The organism is Corynebacterium sp. ACRPS, from assembly GCF_022346005.1.
Lineage (GTDB): Bacteria > Actinomycetota > Actinomycetes > Mycobacteriales > Mycobacteriaceae > Corynebacterium.
Genome location: NZ_JAKRMY010000013.1, coordinates 22,520 through 43,480, shown reverse-complemented (window position 1 = coordinate 43,480; position 20,961 = coordinate 22,520). Strand labels below are relative to the sequence as shown.

General features: G+C 60.2%; 19 protein-coding genes. 10 read left to right on the top strand and 9 right to left on the bottom strand.

What is annotated here, in order from left to right; translation table 11 throughout:
• The first annotated feature begins 253 nt into the window (after positions 1–253).
• The 6 genes from gcvP to MHX65_RS08835 all read left to right on the top strand — a co-directional run bounded on the left by gcvP (position 254) and on the right by MHX65_RS08835 (position 7,641).
• A complete protein-coding gene (gene gcvP / locus MHX65_RS08860) occupies positions 254–3,097 on the top strand; it encodes an aminomethyl-transferring glycine dehydrogenase (protein ID WP_239269738.1) in 2,844 nt (947 codons plus the stop codon).
• Positions 3,098–3,099: 2 nt separating this feature from the next.
• A complete protein-coding gene (gene gcvT, locus MHX65_RS08855) occupies positions 3,100–4,212 on the top strand; it encodes a glycine cleavage system aminomethyltransferase GcvT (protein WP_239269737.1) in 1,113 nt (370 codons plus the stop codon).
• 45 nt (positions 4,213–4,257) lie between these two features.
• Complete coding sequence (gcvH, locus tag MHX65_RS08850) at positions 4,258–4,650, top strand: glycine cleavage system protein GcvH (protein WP_239269736.1); 393 nt, start codon at positions 4,258–4,260, stop codon at positions 4,648–4,650.
• 118 nt (positions 4,651–4,768) lie between these two features.
• Positions 4,769–5,572, top strand: coding sequence for a lipoyl(octanoyl) transferase LipB (gene lipB, locus MHX65_RS08845; protein ID WP_239269735.1), 804 nt, complete (start codon positions 4,769–4,771; stop codon positions 5,570–5,572).
• A gap of 136 nt (positions 5,573–5,708) precedes the next feature.
• Positions 5,709–6,773 carry a lipoyl synthase gene (gene lipA / locus MHX65_RS08840; protein ID WP_005278301.1) on the top strand — a complete coding sequence of 355 codons (1,065 nt, stop codon included), beginning with the start codon at positions 5,709–5,711 and terminating at the stop codon, positions 6,771–6,773.
• Positions 6,774–6,855: 82 nt separating this feature from the next.
• The gene (locus MHX65_RS08835; RefSeq protein WP_239269734.1) at positions 6,856–7,641 is read left to right on the top strand and encodes a DUF4191 domain-containing protein; all 786 of its coding nucleotides are present in this window, start codon (positions 6,856–6,858) and stop codon (positions 7,639–7,641) included.
• A 153-nt stretch (positions 7,642–7,794) separates the two neighbouring features.
• On the opposite strand, the gene MHX65_RS08830 is transcribed toward MHX65_RS08835, so the two are convergent.
• Positions 7,795–8,268, bottom strand: coding sequence for an RDD family protein (locus MHX65_RS08830; RefSeq protein ID WP_239269733.1), 474 nt, complete (start codon positions 8,266–8,268; stop codon positions 7,795–7,797).
• A gap of 118 nt (positions 8,269–8,386) precedes the next feature.
• On the opposite strand from MHX65_RS08830, the gene glnA reads away from it, so the two are divergent.
• The 3 genes from glnA (at position 8,387) to MHX65_RS08815 (ending at position 11,403) form a co-directional block, all read left to right on the top strand.
• Positions 8,387–9,820 (top strand): type I glutamate--ammonia ligase, encoded by a 1,434-nt coding sequence (glnA, locus tag MHX65_RS08825; protein WP_239269732.1) that lies wholly within the window; start codon positions 8,387–8,389, stop codon positions 9,818–9,820.
• A 233-nt stretch (positions 9,821–10,053) separates the two neighbouring features.
• Positions 10,054–10,998, top strand: a complete 945-nt coding sequence (locus MHX65_RS08820) for a hypothetical protein (RefSeq protein WP_239269731.1) — start codon at positions 10,054–10,056, stop codon at positions 10,996–10,998.
• A 30-nt stretch (positions 10,999–11,028) separates the two neighbouring features.
• Positions 11,029–11,403 (top strand): hypothetical protein, encoded by a 375-nt coding sequence (locus MHX65_RS08815; protein WP_239269730.1) that lies wholly within the window; start codon positions 11,029–11,031, stop codon positions 11,401–11,403.
• Here MHX65_RS08815 and MHX65_RS08810 read toward each other — a convergent pair.
• The 4 genes from MHX65_RS08810 to thrC are packed head-to-tail and all read right to left on the bottom strand — an operon-like array spanning position 11,400 to position 14,392.
• Positions 11,400–11,945 carry an NUDIX hydrolase gene (locus MHX65_RS08810; protein WP_239269729.1) on the bottom strand — a complete coding sequence of 182 codons (546 nt, stop codon included), beginning with the start codon at positions 11,943–11,945 and terminating at the stop codon, positions 11,400–11,402. The two genes, MHX65_RS08815 and MHX65_RS08810, sit on opposite strands and share 4 nt — an antisense overlap.
• Before the next feature lie 30 nt (positions 11,946–11,975).
• Positions 11,976–12,770 carry a S1 family peptidase gene (locus MHX65_RS08805; protein WP_239269728.1) on the bottom strand — a complete coding sequence of 265 codons (795 nt, stop codon included), beginning with the start codon at positions 12,768–12,770 and terminating at the stop codon, positions 11,976–11,978.
• Positions 12,771–12,795: 25 nt separating this feature from the next.
• Positions 12,796–12,942 (bottom strand): hypothetical protein, encoded by a 147-nt coding sequence (locus MHX65_RS08800; protein WP_005278279.1) that lies wholly within the window; start codon positions 12,940–12,942, stop codon positions 12,796–12,798.
• A gap of 7 nt (positions 12,943–12,949) precedes the next feature.
• Positions 12,950–14,392, bottom strand: coding sequence for a threonine synthase (gene thrC, locus MHX65_RS08795; protein WP_239269727.1), 1,443 nt, complete (start codon positions 14,390–14,392; stop codon positions 12,950–12,952).
• Between the two features lie 38 nt (positions 14,393–14,430).
• Between thrC and MHX65_RS08790 the strand changes: the two genes are divergently transcribed.
• Positions 14,431–15,738, top strand: a complete 1,308-nt coding sequence (locus MHX65_RS08790; protein WP_239269726.1) for an MFS transporter — start codon at positions 14,431–14,433, stop codon at positions 15,736–15,738.
• A gap of 6 nt (positions 15,739–15,744) precedes the next feature.
• Here the strand turns inward: MHX65_RS08790 and MHX65_RS08785 are convergent, their stop codons facing one another.
• The 4 genes from MHX65_RS08785 to MHX65_RS08770 form a co-directional block, all read right to left on the bottom strand.
• A complete protein-coding gene (locus tag MHX65_RS08785; protein ID WP_239269725.1) occupies positions 15,745–16,521 on the bottom strand; it encodes an AAA family ATPase in 777 nt (258 codons plus the stop codon).
• Positions 16,522–16,969: 448 nt separating this feature from the next.
• Positions 16,970–17,437 carry a hypothetical protein gene (locus tag MHX65_RS08780; protein WP_034659092.1) on the bottom strand — a complete coding sequence of 156 codons (468 nt, stop codon included), beginning with the start codon at positions 17,435–17,437 and terminating at the stop codon, positions 16,970–16,972.
• On the bottom strand, positions 17,430–17,801 hold the full coding sequence (locus MHX65_RS08775) for a hypothetical protein (protein ID WP_239269724.1): 372 nt from the start codon (positions 17,799–17,801) through the stop codon (positions 17,430–17,432). Before MHX65_RS08775 ends, MHX65_RS08780 begins: the two co-directional genes overlap by 8 nt.
• Before the next feature lie 97 nt (positions 17,802–17,898).
• Complete coding sequence (locus MHX65_RS08770) at positions 17,899–20,958, bottom strand: bifunctional [glutamine synthetase] adenylyltransferase/[glutamine synthetase]-adenylyl-L-tyrosine phosphorylase (RefSeq protein ID WP_239269723.1); 3,060 nt, start codon at positions 20,956–20,958, stop codon at positions 17,899–17,901.
• Positions 20,959–20,961 lie beyond the last annotated feature (3 nt).

Below are 20,961 nucleotides of genomic sequence, written 5' to 3'. Positions count from 1 at the left end.
GGGACGGGAGGTTTTGTCGTGCCTGGGGTACTCCGCGGGGGTGTAGCGGGAGAACTTCCGGCACAAATATCAGAGGAGTTTTATCCCGGCACTACAGGACATATTTCACTAAGTGGGAGGTAAGCAGGCTACAACACATTTTCATCGGTGAGTTACTGCATAAAAGTTTGTCAAGGGCGCTGTTTTTACCGGTTATTAAACATATACTTAGGGGCGGTTAAGACCATTGCACCCGATGAAGGAGACCTCACAGATGGATTACATCTCCCGCCACCTAGGGCCGGATTCTGCCGAGCAGTCCGCCATGCTCGGGACGGTGGGCTACGACAGCGTGCAAGCGCTTGTCGATGCCGCCATTCCACCCAAGATCCGCGCTAAGGAACTTCCCCACCTGCCAGAAGCGCTCTCTGAAGACGGGGCACAGGCCGCTTTGCGGGAGTTCGCCAACCAAAACACTGTACTGAAGCCCTTCTATGGCCAGGGCTACTCGGACACCCTGACCCCGGCCGTCATCCGCCGCGGCCTGCTTGAGGATGCCGGCTGGTATACCGCGTATACCCCCTACCAGCCCGAGATTTCCCAGGGCCGCTTGGAGGCCTTGCTCAACTTCCAGACCATGATCGAGTCTTTGACGGGGCTGCCCATCGCGAATGCTTCCTTATTGGATGAGGCTTCCGCCACCGCCGAGGCGGTCGGTTTGATGTCGCGCGCGGTAAAGAAGGGCCGCCGCGTCGTGCTGGACTCCCGCCTCCACCCGCAGGTGCTTACCGTTGCCGCTGAGCGCGCCCGCGCCATTGACCTCGAAGTAGAGATCGTGGACGTGCGCGAGGGCTTGGTGGGCGAAGACCTCATCGGTGCTGTCATCGCCTACACCGGCACCGAAGGCGAGATTTTAGATCCCTCTGCCCTGATTGAAGAGCTGCACACCCGCGGCGCGCTGGCCTCCGTGGTCACTGACCCGCTGTCCCTGCTGCTTCTGGAAGGCCCCGGAAACTTGGGTGCCGATATCGTCTTGGGCTCGTCCCAGCGCTTTGGTGTGCCCCTCTTCTTCGGCGGCCCACACGCTGCCTACATGGCGGTAACGGATAAGCTCAAGCGCCAGATGCCGGGCCGCATCGTCGGCGTCTCCAAGGATGCCGATGGCCGCCCGGCCTACCGCTTGGCGCTGCAGACCCGCGAGCAGCACATCCGCCGCGAGCGCGCGACCTCCAATATCTGTACTGCCCAGGCCCTTTTGGCCAATGTCGCCTCGATGTACGCCGTCTACCACGGGCCAAAGGGCCTGAAGGACATCGCCGAGCGCGTGCACGGCTTGGCCTCCTCCTTCGCCCAGTCCATCGTGGATGCTGGCCTGGAGGTTACATCGCAGAGCTTCTTCGATACCGTCACCGTTAGCGGTGTCGACGCGCAGAAGATCAAGGCCGAACTGCAGGATGCGGGCTACTTGGTGCGCGCAATTGGCACCGACAAGGTATCCGTATCCTTCGGTGAATCCGCCACGCAGCGCGATGTCGCGCACCTGGCAGAGGCCTTCGGCGCCAGCCCGGCTGAAGCGAACTTTGACCTGCCGGAGAATCTGCAGCGCGCCGAGGAACCGCTGGAGCACGAGATTTTCCACTCCATCCATTCTGAGACCCAGATGCTGCGCTACCTGCGCAAGCTCGCGGACAAGGACTTGGCGCTGGACCGCTCCATGATTCCGCTGGGTTCGTGCACCATGAAGCTCAACCCCACCGCGGCTATGGAGCCCATCTCCTGGCCAGAATTTGCCGGCATCCACCCATATGCCCCGGAAGAAACCACGACGGGCTGGCGCGCACTGGTGGAAGAAATCGAAGGCTGGCTCGCCGAGCTTACCGGCTATGCCAAGGTCTCCATCCAGCCCAATGCCGGCTCCCAGGGCGAGTTGGCGGGCTTGCTGGCCATCCGCCGCTACCACGTGGCCAATGGCGATAATGAGCGCGATGTCGTGCTCATCCCGGCCTCCGCGCACGGCACCAACGCTGCCTCTGCGACCCTCGCAAACCTGCGCGTCGCCGTAGTCAAGACCGCCGAGGACGGCTCCATTGACGTCGCGGACCTGGAAGAAAAGATCGAAAAGCACGGCAACCACATCGCCGGCATCATGGTCACCTACCCCTCCACCCACGGCGTCTTCGACCCCGAGGTGCGCGATGTCTGCGATAAGGTGCACGCGGTCGGCGGCCAAGTCTACATCGATGGTGCCAACATGAACGCGCTGACCGGCTGGGCACGCCCGGGCGATTTCGGCGGCGATGTCTCCCACCTCAACCTGCACAAGACCTTCACCATTCCCCACGGTGGCGGCGGCCCGGGCGTTGGCCCGGTAGCGGTGGCAGAGCACCTCATCCCGTTCCTGCCCAGCGATGCCGCATCCCCTGAGCTGGACGCCACCGCGGAAACCCCGGTGAGCCAGGGCGTTCCCATTACCGGTAGCAAGTACGGCTCCGCCGGCGTCCTTCCCATTTCGTGGGCCTACCTGGCCATGACTGGCGCCGAGGGCCTTGCCGCCGCATCCGGCCACGCCGTATTGGGCGCTAACTACCTGGCAGCCTCGCTCAACGAGTACTTCCCCGTCCTCTACACCGGCAACGAGGGCTTGGTGGCGCACGAGTGCATCATCGATTTGCGCGAGCTTACCGATGCCTCCGGGGTCACCGCCGCCGATGTGGCCAAGCGCCTCATCGACTTCGGCTTCCACGCCCCCACCCTGGCCTTCCCTGTGGCCGGCACCTTGATGATTGAGCCCACCGAGTCTGAAGACAAGGGCGAGCTGGATCGCTTCGTCGAAGCCATGCGCACCATCCGCGCCGAAATCCAGGAGATCATCGACGGTGAGGTGGCCTACGAGGACTCCGTTATCCACCACGCACCGTTTACGGCTGAGTCGGTAGCAACCGATAACTGGGAGTACTCCTTCGGCCGCGACAAGGCCGCGTGGCCAGTCAAGTCCCTATTGCATAGCTACAAGTATTTCCCACCGGTTCGCCGCCTCGATGAGGCTTACGGTGACCGCAACCTGGTGTGCAGCTGCCCGCCGCCAGAAGCATTCGAGATCGACGATTCCGAGGAGTAACAATGACCGAACTTCTAACCTCCCCGCTCAATGCCAAGCACGAGGAACTCGGCGCTACCTTCACGGCCTTTGGGCCGTGGAATATGCCGCTGAAGTACAACAGCGAACTGGAAGAACACCGCGCCGTTCGCACCAGCGCCGGCCTGTTTGATCTCTCCCATATGGGAGAAATCTGGGTCAATGGACCCGATGCCGGCAAGTTCTTGTCCTACTCCTTCATCTCTAATCTAGATTCGCTGAAGGTGGGCAAGGCCAAGTACTCCATGATCACCGCTGAAGACGGCGGTATCATCGATGACCTGATTTCCTATCGCTTCGAGGAGAAAAAGTTCCTCGTTGTGCCCAATGCTGGCAATGCCGATACCGTCTGGGACGAGCTCAATAAGCGTGCCGAGGGTTTTGACGTTGAGCTCAAAAACGAGTCCCGCGACGTCGCCATGATCGCCGTGCAGGGCCCCAAGGCCGCGGAAATCCTCGTCCCGCTGGTAGAGGACAATAAGCAAGACACCGTCTACGAGCTGGGCTACTACGCCGCCACGATGGGCAAGGTGGCGCGCACCTTCGCCATCATCGCGCGCACCGGTTATACCGGTGAGGACGGCTTCGAGCTCATCGTCTATAACTCCGATGCCCCGCAGCTGTGGGAAGAATTGCTCAAGGCGGGCGCGGAATATGACATCAAGCCGTGCGGCCTAGCCGCGCGCGATTCGCTGCGATTGGAGGCTGGCATGCCGCTCTACGGCAACGAGCTCTCCCGCGATATCACCCCGGTAGAGGCGGGCATGTCGCGCGCCTTTGCTAAGAAGGAAGCGGACTTCGTCGGCGCAGAGGTCATCCGCAAGCGCGCCGAGGAGGGCCCACAGGTCGTTATCTCCGGGCTCACCTCGGATCAGCGCCGCGCCGCGCGCGCCGGCGCCGAGGTTTTCCTCAATGACACCAAGGTCGGCACCGTCACCTCTGGCCAGCCCTCCCCCACGCTCGGCCACCCGGTGGCGATCGCGCTGCTCGATACCAGCGCGGATCTCGAACCGGGCACCGCAGTCGAGGTAGAAATCCGCGGCAAGCGTTATCCTTTTGAGGTAACCGCGTTGCCGTTCTACAAGCGCGATAAGTAAACCATCCGCACACCCTAAATATTCAGCCCGAAAGGACTACATACTATGTCTAACCTGCCCCAAGACTTTTCCTACTCCGAAGACCACGAATGGGTAAACGCCGCCAAGGACGCCGTAGAAGGCAAGACCGTTCGCATCGGTATCACCTCCGTGGCCGCAGACCGCCTGGGTGAGGTCGTCTTCGCAGAGCTGCCTGAGGTTGGCGATACCATCACCGCCGGCGATTCCTGTGGCGAGGTCGAATCCACCAAGTCCGTATCTGACCTGTTCTCCCCGGTCACCGGCACCGTGAAGGCCGTCAACGATGCCGTGCACGATGACTACGCCGTCATCAACAACGATCCCTTCGGTGAAGGCTGGCTCTTCGAGGTCGAGGTGGATGAAGCAGGCGAGCTCATGGAGGCTGACGAATACGCCTCCGCGAACGGCCTGGACTAAAAGACGGTTCGTTCGACCCACTCGAACAGAAAAATAGGCGGGAGGATGCCATGGCATTCTCCCGCTTTGCTTTTCCTCGCTTTGCTTTTCCCTACCAAAGAAGACGACACTAGAGATTATGACTGCACCACGCGATCCTTTCTTTCCCGCTGAACGCTCCATTCGCGCCTCGGACAATCCCCTTGAAATACGCCACTTGGGCCGCATGGATTACCAAGAGGCGTGGGATTATCAGGCGGAGGTGGCGGCGGCGCGCGCGCAGGGCACGCAGGACGATGTGGTCTTAGTGGTCGAACACCCCAATATCTATACTGCGGGCAAGCGCACGCAGCCGGAGGATATGCCGGATAACGATCTGCCGGTTATCACCGTGGACCGCGGCGGGCGCATCACCTGGCACGGGGAAGGGCAGTTGGTGCTCTACCCCATCATCAAGCTGGCGGAGCCTGTCGATGTCGTCGATTATGTCCGCCGCCTCGAGGAGGCCACCATCCAGGCGGTGCGCGAGCTGGGCGTGACTACCGCAGGCCGCATCGATGGTCGCTCTGGGGTATGGGTTCCCTCTACCACCCAGGCCAAAGATCCTTCCGCCTCGCAGCGCGATCGCAAGATTGCCGCGCTGGGGATCCGCATCACCCGCGGGGTGACCATGCACGGCCTAGCGCTTAACTGCAGCAATACGCTGGAGTACTACGACCACATCGTGGCCTGTGGCATCGATGATGCTGATATCACCACGCTTTCGCTGGAACTCGGCCGCGAGGTCACGATGGAAGAAGCCTCACAGCCGCTATTACGGGCGCTTGATGATGCCCTCTCCGGCCGCCTCATCGTCGCCGATCACAGTTTCGGTTCCGCACCCGATCCCACAAAGATTGCGAATGAGAAGGCGCGGGAGCGGCGTCGGCAAGCGCAGGCTTAAGCCCCGTGGCCCTAGTTTGGGGCTAGCGTGGAATAGTTGTGTGCCCGCGCGCCTTGAAGCTAGAAGAGCTATTAGCCATCACCATCTTTGATCGATAAAGTGAGTATTTGTGACTGTAAAGCCTGAAGGACGCAAGATGCTCCGCATTGAGAAGAAAAATGCGGAGTCGCCCATCGAACAAAAGCCGCGGTGGATCCGCAACCAGGTACGCACCGGACCGGGCTATGAGGACATGAAGTCCCGCGTGGCCGGCGCCTCCCTGCACACCGTCTGCCAAGAAGCCGGTTGTCCGAATATCCACGAATGCTGGGAATCCCGCGAGGCAACCTTCCTCATCGGCGGCGATAAGTGCACCCGTCGTTGCGACTTCTGCGATATTGCTACCGGCAAGCCGGAGCCGCTCGACCGCGACGAGCCGCGCCGCGTGGCCGAAAACATCCAGGAAATGGACCTCAACTACACCACCATTACCGGTGTAACCCGCGATGACCTCCCGGATGAGGGCGCGTGGCTGTATGCGGAGATCGTGCGCAAGATCCACGAGCTCAACCCACACACCGGCGTGGAGAACCTCACCCCGGATTTCTCTGGCAAGCCGGACCTGCTCGAAGAGGTCTTTGAGGCACAACCGGAGGTCTTCGCCCACAACCTGGAGACCGTGCCGCGCATTTTCAAGCGCATCCGCCCGGCCTTCCGCTACGAGCGCTCCCTCGATGTCATCCGCCAGGCCCACGACTACGGCCTTATTACCAAGTCCAACCTGATTTTGGGCATGGGCGAGACCGAGGACGAGGTTGAGGAAGCATTGCGCGACCTGCGCGAGGCTGGCTGTGACATCATCACCATCACCCAGTACCTGCGCCCCGGCCCGCGCTTCCACCCCATCGAGCGCTGGGTGCGCCCGGAGGAATTCGTGGCCCACTCCAAGCTGGCCAAGGAGCTGGGCTTCGGCGGCGTCATGTCCGGCCCGTTGGTTCGCTCCTCCTACCGCGCCGGCCGCCTGTACGTGCAGGCCATGGAAAAGCGCGGCTTGGAATTGCCGGAAAACCTCCAGCACCTGAAGGAAACGTCCCAGGGCGCTACCGCCCAGGAGGCATCCACCTTGCTGGATAAGTACGGTCCCTCGAAAGAAACCCCGGTGACCACCCGCATGGCCAAGACTCCGGCCAATGCTAATTCGGTCGCGGCAACCGTGCGCTAAACCGCGGAATATTCTTACTCGGCCCTCGCCATCTGCGGGGGCCGTTTAACATTTATGCCACCTGACCTTTAAAGTAGGAACCATGGCGAAAGATGACAAAGCAGCCCTGAAAGCTGCCAAGAAGCAAGAACGCGCGGCTAAGCGCCAAAAGCGTAAGCAAACCTGGTCACAGTTGTGGCAGGCATTCAATTTGCAGCGCAAGCAGGATAAGGCCCTCATCCCTATCATGCTGGCCGCCTTCCTCGGCGTCGGCCTTCTGTTCTTCCTCATTGGCATGCTCTTTAATGGCCAGTGGTTCATGCTGATTATCGGCTTGGGCCTGGGCGCGCTTTTGGCGATGTTCCTGTTTACCCGCCGCTTGGAACGCGATATGTACAAGCGCGTCGAAGACCAACCCGGCGCCGCCGGTTGGGCCTTGGAGCAGCAGCTGCGCAATACCGTCGGCATTGTATGGTCCGTAAAATCCGGCATCGCCGCCACCCGCCAGCAGGACCTAATCCACCGGGTCATCGGCAATGCGGGCGTCATCTTCGTGTGCGAGGGCAATAAGAACCGCCTTCGCCCCACCCTTAACCAGCTAAAAAAGCGCGTGGACAAGATTGCCGGCGGCGTGCCGGTCTATGAGGTCTACGTCGGCACCGGCGAAGACGAGGTGCCGGTATCCAAGCTGCGCAACCACCTCATGAAGCTGCCTCGCAACTACAATAAGAACGCCACCTACGACAATATCCGCCGCATTGAGGCCATGGACTCCATGCCTGGGACGATGCCGGGCATGCCCAATGGCCCAATGCCGCAGCAGGCGCAGAACATGTCCGGCATGAACCGCCGCATGCGCCGCGCGCAACAGCGCAAGGGCAAGGGCTAAACGCACCGTTAGCCACTCGCCTTGGCTAGGCTTTCGGCTCTCGCCTTGCTCTACAACACAAACAGTCCCTGCAACCGCCCGATTGGGAAAGGTTGCAGGGACTGTCGTGGTTTTCGTAGTTTTACGGTGCGCGGGACTTATCCCCGCGCGCCGCTAAGAATTGATAACGACGGTGCCCGTCGCCCGGTCGTGCATGCCGCGCCCGTCCGCGTCCACCATGGCGGCTGGGAAGATGACGCCGGTAAGCAGCGTGCGCACTGCCGCGCGCCAGAAACCCACCTGCGCGCCAGGCACATCCAAGCGGGCCACGCCCATGCCAAGGATGAGCATGCCCGGGGTGCGTGCGAATAACCAGCCACATACGATGCCCATTAATGCCCAGAGCGCATAGCCCAAAAAGGACACGCCGCCGAGCTGCGTGGTGACCATGTGGATGACGTTGGCCAGCAGCATGCAAATGATCCAGTCAATGGCTACGGCGCCTGCGCGGCGGCCTACCGACGCCATGGACCCAGGTCCGGATTCCGGCAAGCCCAAGTTTTCACCGGGCCACCGGCTGGGGGTTCCTGCATCGTCATATTCGCCCGGAATATTGGGCCCGTCGAGCCACGTGCGCTTGTCTGCCATGCTCACCAATTTAGTTGCCCCTCACCCAGAAGTGAAACGAGGCCAATGGCCATGCTGGGTGGATAAAACTAGTAGGCTATAGGCAGATAATTCATCGGCCAACAAACAGGAGGCAATCTTGTCTTTCGAGACAGTGCAGGACATCGTCCAATATATTCAGGATGAGGACGTAAAGTTCGTGGATGTCCGCTTTACGGACGTCCCCGGCACCGAGCACCACTTTTCCATCCCTGCCAGCGAATTTACTGAAGAAGATGCCGAAAATGGCTTGGCCTTTGATGGTTCTTCCATTCGTGGGTTTACCACCATTGAAGAATCCGATATGACGCTGCTGCCGGATCCGGCCACCGCGCATATCGATCCGTTCCGTTCGGCGAAGACCCTGAATATCAAGTTCTTCGTCCACGATCCCTTTACCTTTGAGCCTTTTACCCGTGACTCGCGCAATATTGCCCGCAAGGCCGAGGAATACTTGCAGTCCACGGGCATCGCCGATACCTGTAACTTTGGCGCCGAGGCCGAGTTCTACCTCTTCGATTCCGTGCGCTATGGCACCGATATGCAACACGGTTTCTATGAGGTGGACTCGAACGAAGGCTGGTGGAACCGCGATAACGAGACCAACTTGGACGGCACCCCCAATACCGGTTACAAGACCCGCGTAAAGGGCGGCTACTTTCCCACCCCGCCGTACGATAAGCACAGCGAGGTCCGCGATGACATCGTGGCCAACCTGCAAGAGGTCGGCTTCCAGATCGAGCGTTTCCACCATGAGGTGGGCGCGGCCCAAAACGAGATCAACTATCGCTTCAACTCGCTGCTGCACGCCGGCGATGACATCCAGACCTTCAAGTACGTGGTCAAGCGCACCGCCCAGGAGTGGGGCAAGACCGCGACCTTCATGCCTAAGCCGCTGGCTGGCGATAATGGTTCTGGCATGCACGCCCACATGTCCTTGTGGAAGGACGGCGAGCCCCTCTTCCACGATGAGGCTGGCTACGCCGGGCTTTCCGATATCGCCCGCTACTTCATCGGCGGCATCCTCCACCACGCCGGCGCCGTGCTCGCCTTTACCAACCCAACGCTGAACTCCTACCACCGCCTGGTTCCTGGCTTCGAGGCGCCGATCAACCTGGTGTACTCCCAGCGCAACCGTTCGGCTGCGATCCGCATCCCGATTACCGGTTCCAACCCGAAGGCTAAGCGCATCGAGTTCCGCGCCCCGGACCCATCCAGCAACCCATACCTGGCCTTTGCCGCCATGATGATGGCCGGTGTGGATGGTGTGAAGAACCGCATTGAGCCGCACGCCCCGGTGGATAAGGACCTCTACGAGCTGCCGCCAGCAGAGGCTGAGTCCATCCCGCAGGCACCAACCTCCCTGGAGGCTTCCCTGGAGGCGCTGAAGGAAGACATGGACTTCCTGACCGAGGGCGATGTCTTTACCGAGGATCTCCTCGAGACCTACATCAACTACAAGTACGAAAACGAGATCAACCCCGCGCGCCTGCGTCCCACCCCGCAGGAGTTCGAGCTCTACTTCGACTGCTAAGCCGTCACTGCAAGTTCTCAGCTTGCATTTTCTACAAAGCAGCCACCTAACCAATGCTTAGGTGGCTGCTTTCTTTTGCTTGCGGTGGCACTGCTAGGTATATCCGAGAGCTTCGCCATAATCGCTGCCCACTTTGAGGATGGACGCTCTCCAGCGCACGCATGAGGGTTTTCACCAAATTAAAAGCGGCTCAGTCTAAGTAAGAAGCTCTAGATGAAATTAGAATCTAGGTAGTGACTGATAAATTCCGCCAACTTCCCCCTCCTGGTCCTGCCTGGGCCGGCAGCCTCATGGGCACCTCCATCGTCTCGCGCATGTTGGTTGAAGAAGACATGCTCGTTGCCGCAGGTGTATTTGCGGCACTCGCATGCGCCATCTTCGTCGTGCTGACTGCCGGTTACGCCCTCTACCGCAGTCCGCGGTTTGAGCGGACCACCATGGCGGAATGGTCCATGTTTTTCATCGGCGTCCTCGCGCTTGGGGCGGCACTATCCGGGTTGACGGGCATTGGAGTATTCCGCCTCGTCGGCTTTTGGATCGGTGGCCCCGTCACCGTTATCACGTGGGGCATTCAGCTCACCCGCTTCGATGGAGAGCCGCGTTTTACCTGGGGCCTTCCCTTAGTAGGGCCGATGATTTCGGCATCGGTAGCCGGGTGGCTGGCCCGCGATTATGGGCAGATTTACCACATCATGGGCACCGCGCTCTTCGCCATGTCCTTGCTGACGGCAGTCCCGGTATTTGCCTACGTCTACTGGGCGGCCTGGCACGGCACGGTGGATTTTAGTGGTGGTAAATCCGCCACCGCGTGGGTGCCGCTAGGCGTGGTTGGGCAATCTACCACCGCAATGCAGATCCTCTACCCCGGCAGTATCTCCGTGTACTACGGTCTTATTGCCCTTGCTATTGCCATCCCGCTATCGCTTTATGCGATGGTGACTTTCTATCCGCAAGCAGCCCGCTGGGTTCCCTACTCCCCTGCGTGGTGGGCCTGCACCTTCCCGCCTGGCACCGTGAGCATGGGCGGGCACCAGACAGCATTGGTCAATGGTTCAGAATGGCTTGACGTTATCGCGCTGAGCATTCCCCTGCTCCTTATCGCGCACTGGTGCCTGTGCTCGGCGCGTTTCTTAGGCTGGCTCTGGGAGGGCCGCACGCGCAAAGAACTGACTCACTAGGAGGTGTCTTTCCTCGTCTATCATCGGGCTATGAGCTCTTCGCCTATTACCTTCATCGCCTGGGATGCTGCGGACCTTACCGGGGTGAGGGAAGTGCTCGCCGGTCTGCGGCGCGACGGGGTCTTTTTGTGCCGAGCAGGCCTGGTTCTTGAAACCTCCTGGCTTGGCGATGGCGCCCAGGATTTCTATGGCACCGCCTGGGAATGGGGTCCAGAAGATTGCGAGCTATTTTTTGAGCTCGCGCGGCGGGGAAAGCTGCTGATGACTATCGGTGCCACGGTCATCTGCTGCGGATCCGATAAAGACGCGGCGGAGGCTCAAAAATGTATCGCTCAAGAGCTGGTCGTAGCGAAGAGCGCGGATGAGCTCAAGCAACTACTCATCGGCGCGGAGGAAACGCGCTAGAGCCCGGGCTGCTCGCTGCGCTTCATCCAGCCCATGCGGGGAGAAAACCCCTGCGGGTGCTTGAGGTGCGCCACGGCATCCGCGACCATCAGGCGATGGCGGCGCGACAAGCTATCCGGAAGGTGGGCCACCGAGAACCACTGCGCTTCGGTGTTTTCTTCATCGCTAATGACGGGCTCAGCGCCGTCGGCGACAGATAGGCGCAGCGCGGTGCCCATGAACATGCATTCATCGCCATTAGGATAGGTCACTGGGCCGGACTGGCCAACGCCAAGGAGCGCTTCCACCTTGGCATCGAGGCCTACCTCTTCCTTGACCTCGCGCAAGGCGGTGGTCGTAATCTCCTCGCCAGGCTCACAAATGCCTTCCACAGGGGTCCACACGGCATTATCCGCGCGCTTGACCAGAAGTACGGACGGCACCTCCCACAGGGCCGCACCGGTTGGTACATCGCGGAGAATGATGGCGCTGCACGCGGGGACGAAGAGCTGATCGTGGCCGATAGATTCACGCAGCTTCACAATATAATCAGGCGTTGGCATACCACCTAGCGTAGCCAATCTTGGCTGGTCTTATGCCACGGGGCCGAGGACCTTCAGCGCCAGTTCCTGGATATCCGGTGCGGTGGTAAAGGCCACGTCGATGTTTTGTTGCGTGTCTTCACAGCTATGCCCCTCGTCCAAGGGCTCGGTGATTCCAGAGACCAGCCCCACGATGGTCTGCCGGCCGTCTACATCGCCGTAGACGGGCCCGCCGGAATCCCCGACCGCGCTGCACATCTCCGCCAGGGCCGCATTGGAATCATGTTCTAGACCCTGGTAATTTAGTTGTGTGGAATCCACCGCGTTTTTCACGTTCCCACAGGTCACAATGGTGAAACTGCCCAGCTTGCATACCGCATCCGGCAGCTTGTCCAGCTGCGTCGCTACGGTGGTGGCTACCTCGCCTGGGGTGTAGTAGTCCGCGTCGCGGTACAGCTCGATGAAGGCAACGTCCAAGTGATTAGTCTCCTCGGCAAAGAAATCCGAATAGATCACCTCGCCTACCGGATCGGCTGGGTATACAAAATCGCCCTCTTGGGTTCCGGCCCAGACCTTATCGCCAGGTTTGCCGCAATGGGAGGCCGTCACGGCGATGGTGCGGCCATCGGCAAGCGCGAAGGACCACGCCGCCGTGCAGGACTGGAAGTTAAAGTACTCGCCCGGCTGTGGGTCGCTCGTGGTTAAGTTCAGCGCGGCGCCTGGGGGCACCGGCACCACCGCGGGCTCATAAAACTCGTTCGGCGGCGCCGGCGGTGGCGTGTCGGTGGATTGCGCAACCACCCCATCCTGCTGCTGGGTGGCATCGGTGCTACACGATGCCACCATAAACAGCCCTGCTGCTGCCAGCAGACTACTGGCTATCCGTACCCGCGTCACCTGCAGAGTCCTTGTCCTGTTCTTCCTTATCCGCCTCTGCTTGTGCTTTTAAGTCGCGGATGAATTTTTCCGGATCGAATTCGGTATAGTGCTCCGGCCCTGCGAAGTTTTCTAATGCCATGTGTTTGCTACACCTCCGTGTTCTTGATGCTCGAGGTAATAAAGTCCTTGACCGCTGCGGCATCGTTGGGCAGATCCGCCACGTGGCGCTCCGCGTTCAAGATGTCAGCAAACCGCTCCGGTGGCTGCGGCGCGCTCCCGATGGCCTCGGTGATGGTTTCGCTGAACTTTACCGGCAGTGCCGTCTCCAAGCAGACGATAGGCGTCGTCACGCCCTCTTTTTGGGCCGCACGCGCCACCTTGATGCCATCGGCCGTGTGCGGATCCGCCAGGTAACCATAACGCTCGTTCACGTCCTTGATGGTGGCGAGGCGGTCTTCATGGGTGGAGGAACCGGACAAGAAACCGTAGTCTTCACGCGCGGCCGTAATGAGATCTTCTTCAAGGTTAAACCCGCCTTCTTTGACCTTGGTGCCAAAGAGATCCGCAACGCGGGTGACATCGCGGCCTAAAAGATCAAAGGCGAAGCGCTCGAAGTTGGAGGCGCGGGAAATATCCATAGACGGCGACGAGGTGGCCATGGTTTCCGCGGCCGGACGCGGGCGGTAGTTGCCGGTGCGGAAGAACTCATCCAATACGTTATTCTCGTTCGTCGCCACGATGAGGCGATCGATGGGAAGGCCCATGCTGCGGGCGATATGCCCGGCGCAGATATCGCCAAAGTTACCGGTGGGAACGCTAAAGGATACCTTTTGTTCGTTATTATCGGTGACCTTGATCCAGCAGGAAATATAGTAAACCACTTGGGCCAACAGGCGGGCCCAGTTAATGGAGTTGACCGCACCGATGCGGTAGTTGGCTTTAAATTCCGCATCGCTGGAGACGGCCTTTACCACGTCCTGGCAATCATCAAAGACACCATCGAGGGCGATATTGAAAATATTCGGATCATCCAAGCCGAACATTTGCGCCTGTTGGAAGGCGGTCATGCGCCCAGCCGGAGTCAACATGAAAACGCGGATGCCATCGCGCCCGCGCATGGCGTACTCAGCAGAAGAGCCGGTATCGCCAGAGGTAGCGCCCAAAATATTCAGCGTCTCCCCGCGGCGGGCGAGCTCGTATTCAAAAAGCTCGCCCAAAAGCTGCATGGCCATGTCTTTAAATGCAGCGGTGGGGCCCTCGGAAAGGTGGCCTATAAAGAGGTCATCGCCAAGCTCAGTGACCGGGACGATCTCAGGGGAGGCAAACTTCGGGCTGGTATATGCTCGGGCGGCGATTTTATCCAGATCTTCCTCTGGAATATCATCGATAAACAGCTTGATTACCTCAGCCGCAAGGGCGGCATAGCCGTCAGTTTTGACCACTGTGCGCCACGTATCCAGCGTGGCGGAGTCCAGTTGCGGGTAGGTTTCAGGCAGGTATAGGCCACCATCGGGCGCTAGCCCTCCTAAGAGGATATCCGTAAAGGATGCGGGCTGGCCGGTGGTATCACGGGTCGAAATATACTTCACAAGATGAATCCTAGTAGTTAACGCGTAAGGTATCAGCCATGTCGCAGCCAAATCCAAGAGAAGTTATCACAACCCAGGCGTTAATGATTTGGGTCGCGGCCATGGCGGTCTATCTCGTAGCCATTACCGGGCGGTCTTCCTTCGGCGTAGCCGGCCTCGATGCCATCGAGCGCTTCGGCGTCGATGCCGGGCGCATCGCGGTATTTACCTCCGTGCAATTGGGCGTCTATGCCATCGCACAAATCCCCACCGGCATGCTGATCGATAAATTTGGCCCCCGCATCCTGCTCGTCGTGGGCGCGGTCATTATGGGCGTCGGCCAGGTCATACTCGGCTTTACCAGCAATTACGGGGTAGCCATCTTCGCGCGCGTGCTCATCGGCGCCGGCGATGCCACGGGATTCTTATCGGTAATGCGCATCCTGCCCTACTGGTTCCCGCTGCACCGCACACCGATGTTTACCCAGGTGACCTCCTCCATTGGCCAGATGGGTCAATTCATTTCCGCCGTCCCGTTCCTCTGGTTACTAGGAACAGCCGGATGGACCGCGGCATTCGTGACCTTGGGTGCAGTGGGCATCCTCGTCGCCATTGCCGCCGCAGTCGCGGTCGCTGACTCCCCAGAAAAGCTCGGGGTTATTCCGCTGGAGAAGGAACCACCAAACTCCCAGGGCAGCAGCATCGGTGCGCGCTTGAAGGCGGTCTTTACCTCGCCTATTGCCTGGCAGGCATACTTTATCCACTACAGCGGCATGTTGCCGCTGATTGTCTTTGTCATGCTGTGGGGCATGCCCATGATGACCCAAGGCATGGAGTTGTCCAAGGGCAAGGCCAGCCTCGTACTGACCCTCTTGGCCGTGTTTTTGGTTCTGGTCGGGCCCCTGCACGGCCGGATTTCTTCCCGCGCGCAGAATATCCGCCCCTGGGTCGCGCTCGGGTTCGTCAGCCTGCACGTGCTGACTTGGGTGCTATTCTTCGCCTTCGGCACCGGCGGGGGCCTCGCTGCCATCACCGCGGTCTCCTTCATCCTGGCGCTGTGCACGCCGACGTCGAATTATGGCTTCGACATCGTCCGCGAGAACATGGACCGCTCTGTCGTCGCTACCGCAACCGGCTTGGGCAATATGGGCGGGTTTACCTCCGGCATGTTGGGCGCGCAATTATTCGGCATGGTATTGGACCACTCTGCCGATGCCCCCAATTACTCCATGCCCGATTTCACCTCCGCCTCCCTCGCTGTCTTGGCCGTATGGTTGTGCGGCATGGTCGGAGTCGTCATCACCCACATCCTGCGCCGACGCGGTGGCTACGCGGGGCCCTCCGTGAGGATCGTGGAGGTAACCTAACGCTGCTTATTCGGTCCTTTCGGCCTCATCGACAGCCGCTATCTCCGTGGCTTCCGTCTCTTCTTCCGCTTCTTCTGCCTTTGGATCCAAGATAAAGTTGATGGTTCCCTCTGGATCCGCGAGGAACTCCTTGGTCGCTGCCACGGCTTCGGCCTCATCAAAGGAAATGCGCTGGAAGCCGGTGTCATTTAATTCCACGATATCGGCATTGGGGCAGCCCAGCAAGATCGGTGAATGCGTGGCGATAAATACCTGTGCACCGCGGTCAACGGCTTGGGCGATTTCAGCGATCAGCGCCAGTTGCCGGACAACGGATAAGCCCGATTCTGGTTCGTCAAAGATATATACCCCCGCGCCATCGACGCGCTCATAGAGCACATCGAAAACGGACTCGCCGTGCGAGCGGGCCTGCACGTCCACCTGGGAGGGCAGGATGGAACGCCCGCCGGATTCCTCGGGGGATTGCTCGCGCGAAAGGAGGTATTCATGGGTTTCCGCGCGCAAAAAATAGGCCCGCTGAATGAGTCCCGTGCCCTCGCAGACCACCGGGCTTAACGGCAAGATTGCTTCCGGATCCCCCATCCGGCCGCCCTTGGGAGAACACCCAAGATCCGTTGCCATGGCGGCCAGCAGGCTGGATTTTCCTATGCCGTTATCACCGACGAAAATCGTCACCGGGCGGGTAAAGGAAAAGCGCCTTAAATCTGCCAGGTAATCAAAGACAGGCAGGCTACGGCGATAATCCCGCGGCATGGATTTCAGGCGAACGGCATCAACCAACATGCCTGGCACTTTAGCAGCTGCGGCGGTGCGCGGATGGGGTATTCACGTCATCGCCGCGCTATTGCAGTTGCTAGATCGAATGCGGACTTGAGGTGCAGGAGTAATGGGTCCCCGGTTGCTGCTTGGGCTATGGTCTCTGCTGGAACCGCGTTTACCGCAAAGGCAATACCTAATCCCCCGCTAATAGGAAAGACTATGGCTGCGGCCACCGCCGCGGTTGTGGATAACTTATTCTTGATTGTCATCGTCTCCTCCAGTCCCTCGGTAACGCTCAGCTTGCTTCGTTACCGTTTCGTTATGGGATAACTCTAGGGAGACGAGCTGTTAAAGCCATGCCCCCAGTCTGCCGGTTTCCTGAAACTTCTTGGGCATTCCTCGACTGGAAGGCGCTCAAGCGGCTGCCCCAGCCGAAGCACGAGTCGGGGGCTAAGCAGAGACTGGTACTGACCTAATTAGCCGGGGCGCTTTCAGCCACGATGCCATCGCTGGCTGGGATGACAATCCCCTTTTCAAAGGCACCGATGATGGCCTTTTCATCGTCTTCATCCAGCTCACCAGAGGCCACGGCGCTCTTTAACTCGCGCTCTAGATACTGCCGGACATCAGACTTTCCGGATTTATTCTGGGTAATATCGCGCGGCACCGATTCCAACGGAATACCCAACGCCTTCGCCAGCGACATCACGCGATTGGCCTCTGAAGACGCATCGCCTCCCACTGCACCATTAACCTGGGCGGGCGCTTCTTCCTGCACCACGCCCCCGGCTACGGCATCGCCCACGGTCATCGTCCCTTTAGGCGGGTGATGGCGGTTGGTTGCCCACGTGCCAACGACGACGGCGATTATGGCCGCCACGGCGATACAGCCCCAGAGGTAGATAAGCTTTCTGCGGTGGGCCCCCGGTGATTTAGCCATGGTAATCCGAACTTCCCCCGAAGAATCCGTATCCATTACCGCGCGAGGAATTGCCAGTGCCGCGTTCATTCAAGATATCGATAAGCGAGCGGATCGTGGCCTCCCCAATGCGGTCGCCGCGCCCGCGGGAGCGGGAGTCCGCACTGCCCTCGCGTTCGAAGTCGTCTGCGCGCTGCGGCGCATCGACGTTCTGCCCGGCGCGGGACGCGCCCGTCTGCGGGGCCGAGACCGCGATGGTCAAGGTGGTGCCATCTAATTCTAGGACGTCATCATCACGGACCCCAGCCGCGCGAGCGGCAGAAAGCAACGCGGCCAATTCTCCAACCGTGGCGGAGTCCACATCGAGCTGCAGCTGAAATGACATAACCAAAGATCCTTTCTCTAACTTGTTCCTACTTTAGAGTCCGATACTTTAAAAGTTAAGGGAATTAGCGCTGCATAGACCAAGTTATGCGGCAACTTTAAGAATGCTCGAAGGATTCCTCCTCTCCCCAAAAGACTTCATCGACCACCTTGCGCGCGTGCCGGGTCAATTTCAGGTACGTATCTAAGAAATCCTGGTTATTCTCCGGCGTCCAGCCGGCCGCACCGGCCACCTGTGCCAGTTGTGGTCCGGGCCCAGGCAATTGATCCACGCGCTTGCCGCGCACCAGCACCAACGCATTGCGGGCATCCGTTGCCATCAACCACGCATCTCGCAGGTCACCGGTTTGATCGGCGCTTAATATGCCGCTTTCTTCCAGCGCATCCAATACCGGCAAGGTCCCTGGCTGCCGCAGCTTGGGATGTTCGTGCCCGTGCATCATAATCAGCAGCTGCACCGTCCACTCAATATCGGTCAGGGCGCCACGCCCCAACTTCGTGTGAGTGGTGCGGTCAGCTCCCCGCGGCAAGCGCTCGTTATCCACCCGAGCCTTCATGCGTCGGATGGCGCGAATGGTGGACTGGCTCGCGCCGCTATCCGGGTAGCGGTATTCATCGATCATCTCCATAAAGCGCTGGCCCACTTCCTCGTCCCCAGCGATGAAGGCCGCGCGCAGCAGCGCCTGCATTTCCCAGGCCTCGCCCCACTCGCGGTAATAGCGCTTGTAGGAGGCAATGCTGCGCACCACCGCACCAGATCGCCCTTCCGGGCGCAGGCCCAGGTCGACGTCCAAGGGCGGATCCCCAGAGGGCTTGGCAAGGCGGCGTCGCAGCTTATCGACGATCCCGATGGCCCACCGCATGGCCTCGCCTTCATCGTCCGCAGCCTCAGGCTCTGCCACGAAAAGGACATCCGCATCGGAACCGAACCCAAGCTCACGGCCGCCGAGCCGGCCCATTCCAATCACCGCAATGCGCGCCGGCGGTTCCGCATCCTCGTGGTCGTTCCGCCAGGCCCGCACCTCCGCGCGGAGGGCGGCTTCCAATACCGCGTTCCAGATGGTCGACAGCTCTTGGCACACCTGCTCAACGGGGATAATCCCTAAGAGATCGCCACTGGCGATGCGCGCCAACTCCACCCTGCGCAGCGAACGCGCGACCGCCACCGCCTTATCCGGGTGCGCATGGCGCTTGCTGGAATTGACCAGCGCCTTAGACACCTGCTCCGGCTTGGTTTCGAGCAGCTTGGGGCCGGTCGCGCCATCGGAAAGCTGCTTCACCGAATCCGGGGCGCTGATGATAAGGTCCGCGGTAAATGGCGAGGTTCCCAGAATATGCATCAAGCGCTGGCCGACTATCCCCTCATCCCGCAGGATGCGCAGGAACCACGACCTATCCCGGGCGGCCTCAGATAACTTGCGGTAATTGAGCAACCCCATATCTGGATCGGCGGTGTCTGCCAGCCATTCCATCAAGGTCGGCAGCAAGATGGCTTGAATGCGTGCCTTGCGGGACGTACCGGATGCCAAAGAGGTCAGGTGCTCGAATGCGCGATCCGGCGAGCTATAGCCCAATGCCGCAAGCTGCAGCTTTGCCGCCTCCGGCGAAAGTTTGAGCTCATCGGCGGACATGGTCACCACGGAATTGAGCAGCGGGCGATAAAACAGGCGCGAGTGCAACTCAGAAATGCGCATCCTGATGCGCCGCAAATGCGCGAGCATGCCCTGCACCGCAGACTTAGTGCCCTGCGGGGAGAATCCAGAAATCACCGCGAGCCAGTTCAAGCCCGCTTCATCATCGTCTGCTGGCAGGGTGTGCGTACGGCGGAAGCGCTCCAATTGCAGGCGGTGTTCTAAAAGGCGCAAGAATTCATAAGCCTCAATGAGCTGCGTGCCGTCTTCGCGACCCACGTAGCCTGCAGAGATAAGCGCGTCGAGGGCATGTACCGTCGACAGCGCGCGCAGGGATTCATCAGAACGCCCGTGCACCAATTGCAGCAATTGCACCGCGAATTCGATATCGCGCAGCCCGCCGACGCCCAACTTGAGCTCGCGGTGTTTGAGCTCATCTGGCACATTATCCAATACGCGTCGGCGCATGGCTTGGACGTCTTCCACGAAGGAATCGCGCTGCGAGGCCGTCCAGACCATCGGCCGGATTTGCTCCAAGTAATCCTCTCCCAGCGGCAGGTAACCGGTCATCGCCCGCGCCTTGAGCAGCGCCTGGAATTCCCAGGTTTCTGCCCACCGGCGGTAGTAGGTCACGTGTGAATCCAACGTGCGCACCAGCGCCCCAGACTTACCCTCTGGCCGCAGGTTCGCATCGACATCAAAAAATGTCGTCGACCCGATCCGGTTAAACTCCGCGGCGAGCCGGGTGGCCTTGGGAGTTGCCTCGCTGCCGACGAAGATGACGTCCACGTCGGAGATATAGTTCAGCTCCCCGGCACCGCACTTGCCCATCGCCATGACCGCAAGCTGTGCATCGAGCGGATCGTCGCCGTAGATCTTGCGCACCGCAACGGCAAGGGAGGCCGTGAGGGCGGCATCGGCAAGCGCCGTAGTCAGCGTGGTGACTTGCCGGAAGCTTACCTCCGGCTGCGGTCGGGATTGCCCCTTGCGGGAGTGGAAGGTACCCGCCACATCGTGCGCGGCAAGCCGCATCATCAGCGTGCGGTACTGGGTCCGCATCTCTTTTTTATGCTCGCCCTCGCTCGCGCGGTACGTACCCGGCGCGCTGAGATCCTCCCTCGCCGGATCGGGAGCATCGAGCTCCGCAGCGAACGTTGCCGGCTGCGCGCCGACCACTTCAAGCAGGCTAGTAAGCATCTCTTCTGGCTCCGGAAGGGGCTTTTTCAGCTCCTCCCACAGCTCCGGGTGGGCGGCGAGGTGATCCCCGAACGCCGTCGACGCACCCAAGAGCGAAAGAAGGCGCACCCGCACTTGCTCATTGCTGCGGATTTCCGCATCGAGCTCCGGGGCCTGCTCGTAAATGCGCACGAGGTTATTAAGCGCTAAATCTGGATCACCGACCGCAGCCAGCGTCCATAAGAGGTCAACGGACTCCGGGTTATTCCATCCCAGTTGTTCTAAGTCTTGTGCGGCATGGGACCGGCTAAGGCCCAGCGACGCCGGCGACGGCACCGTGGCAGGACGCATTAT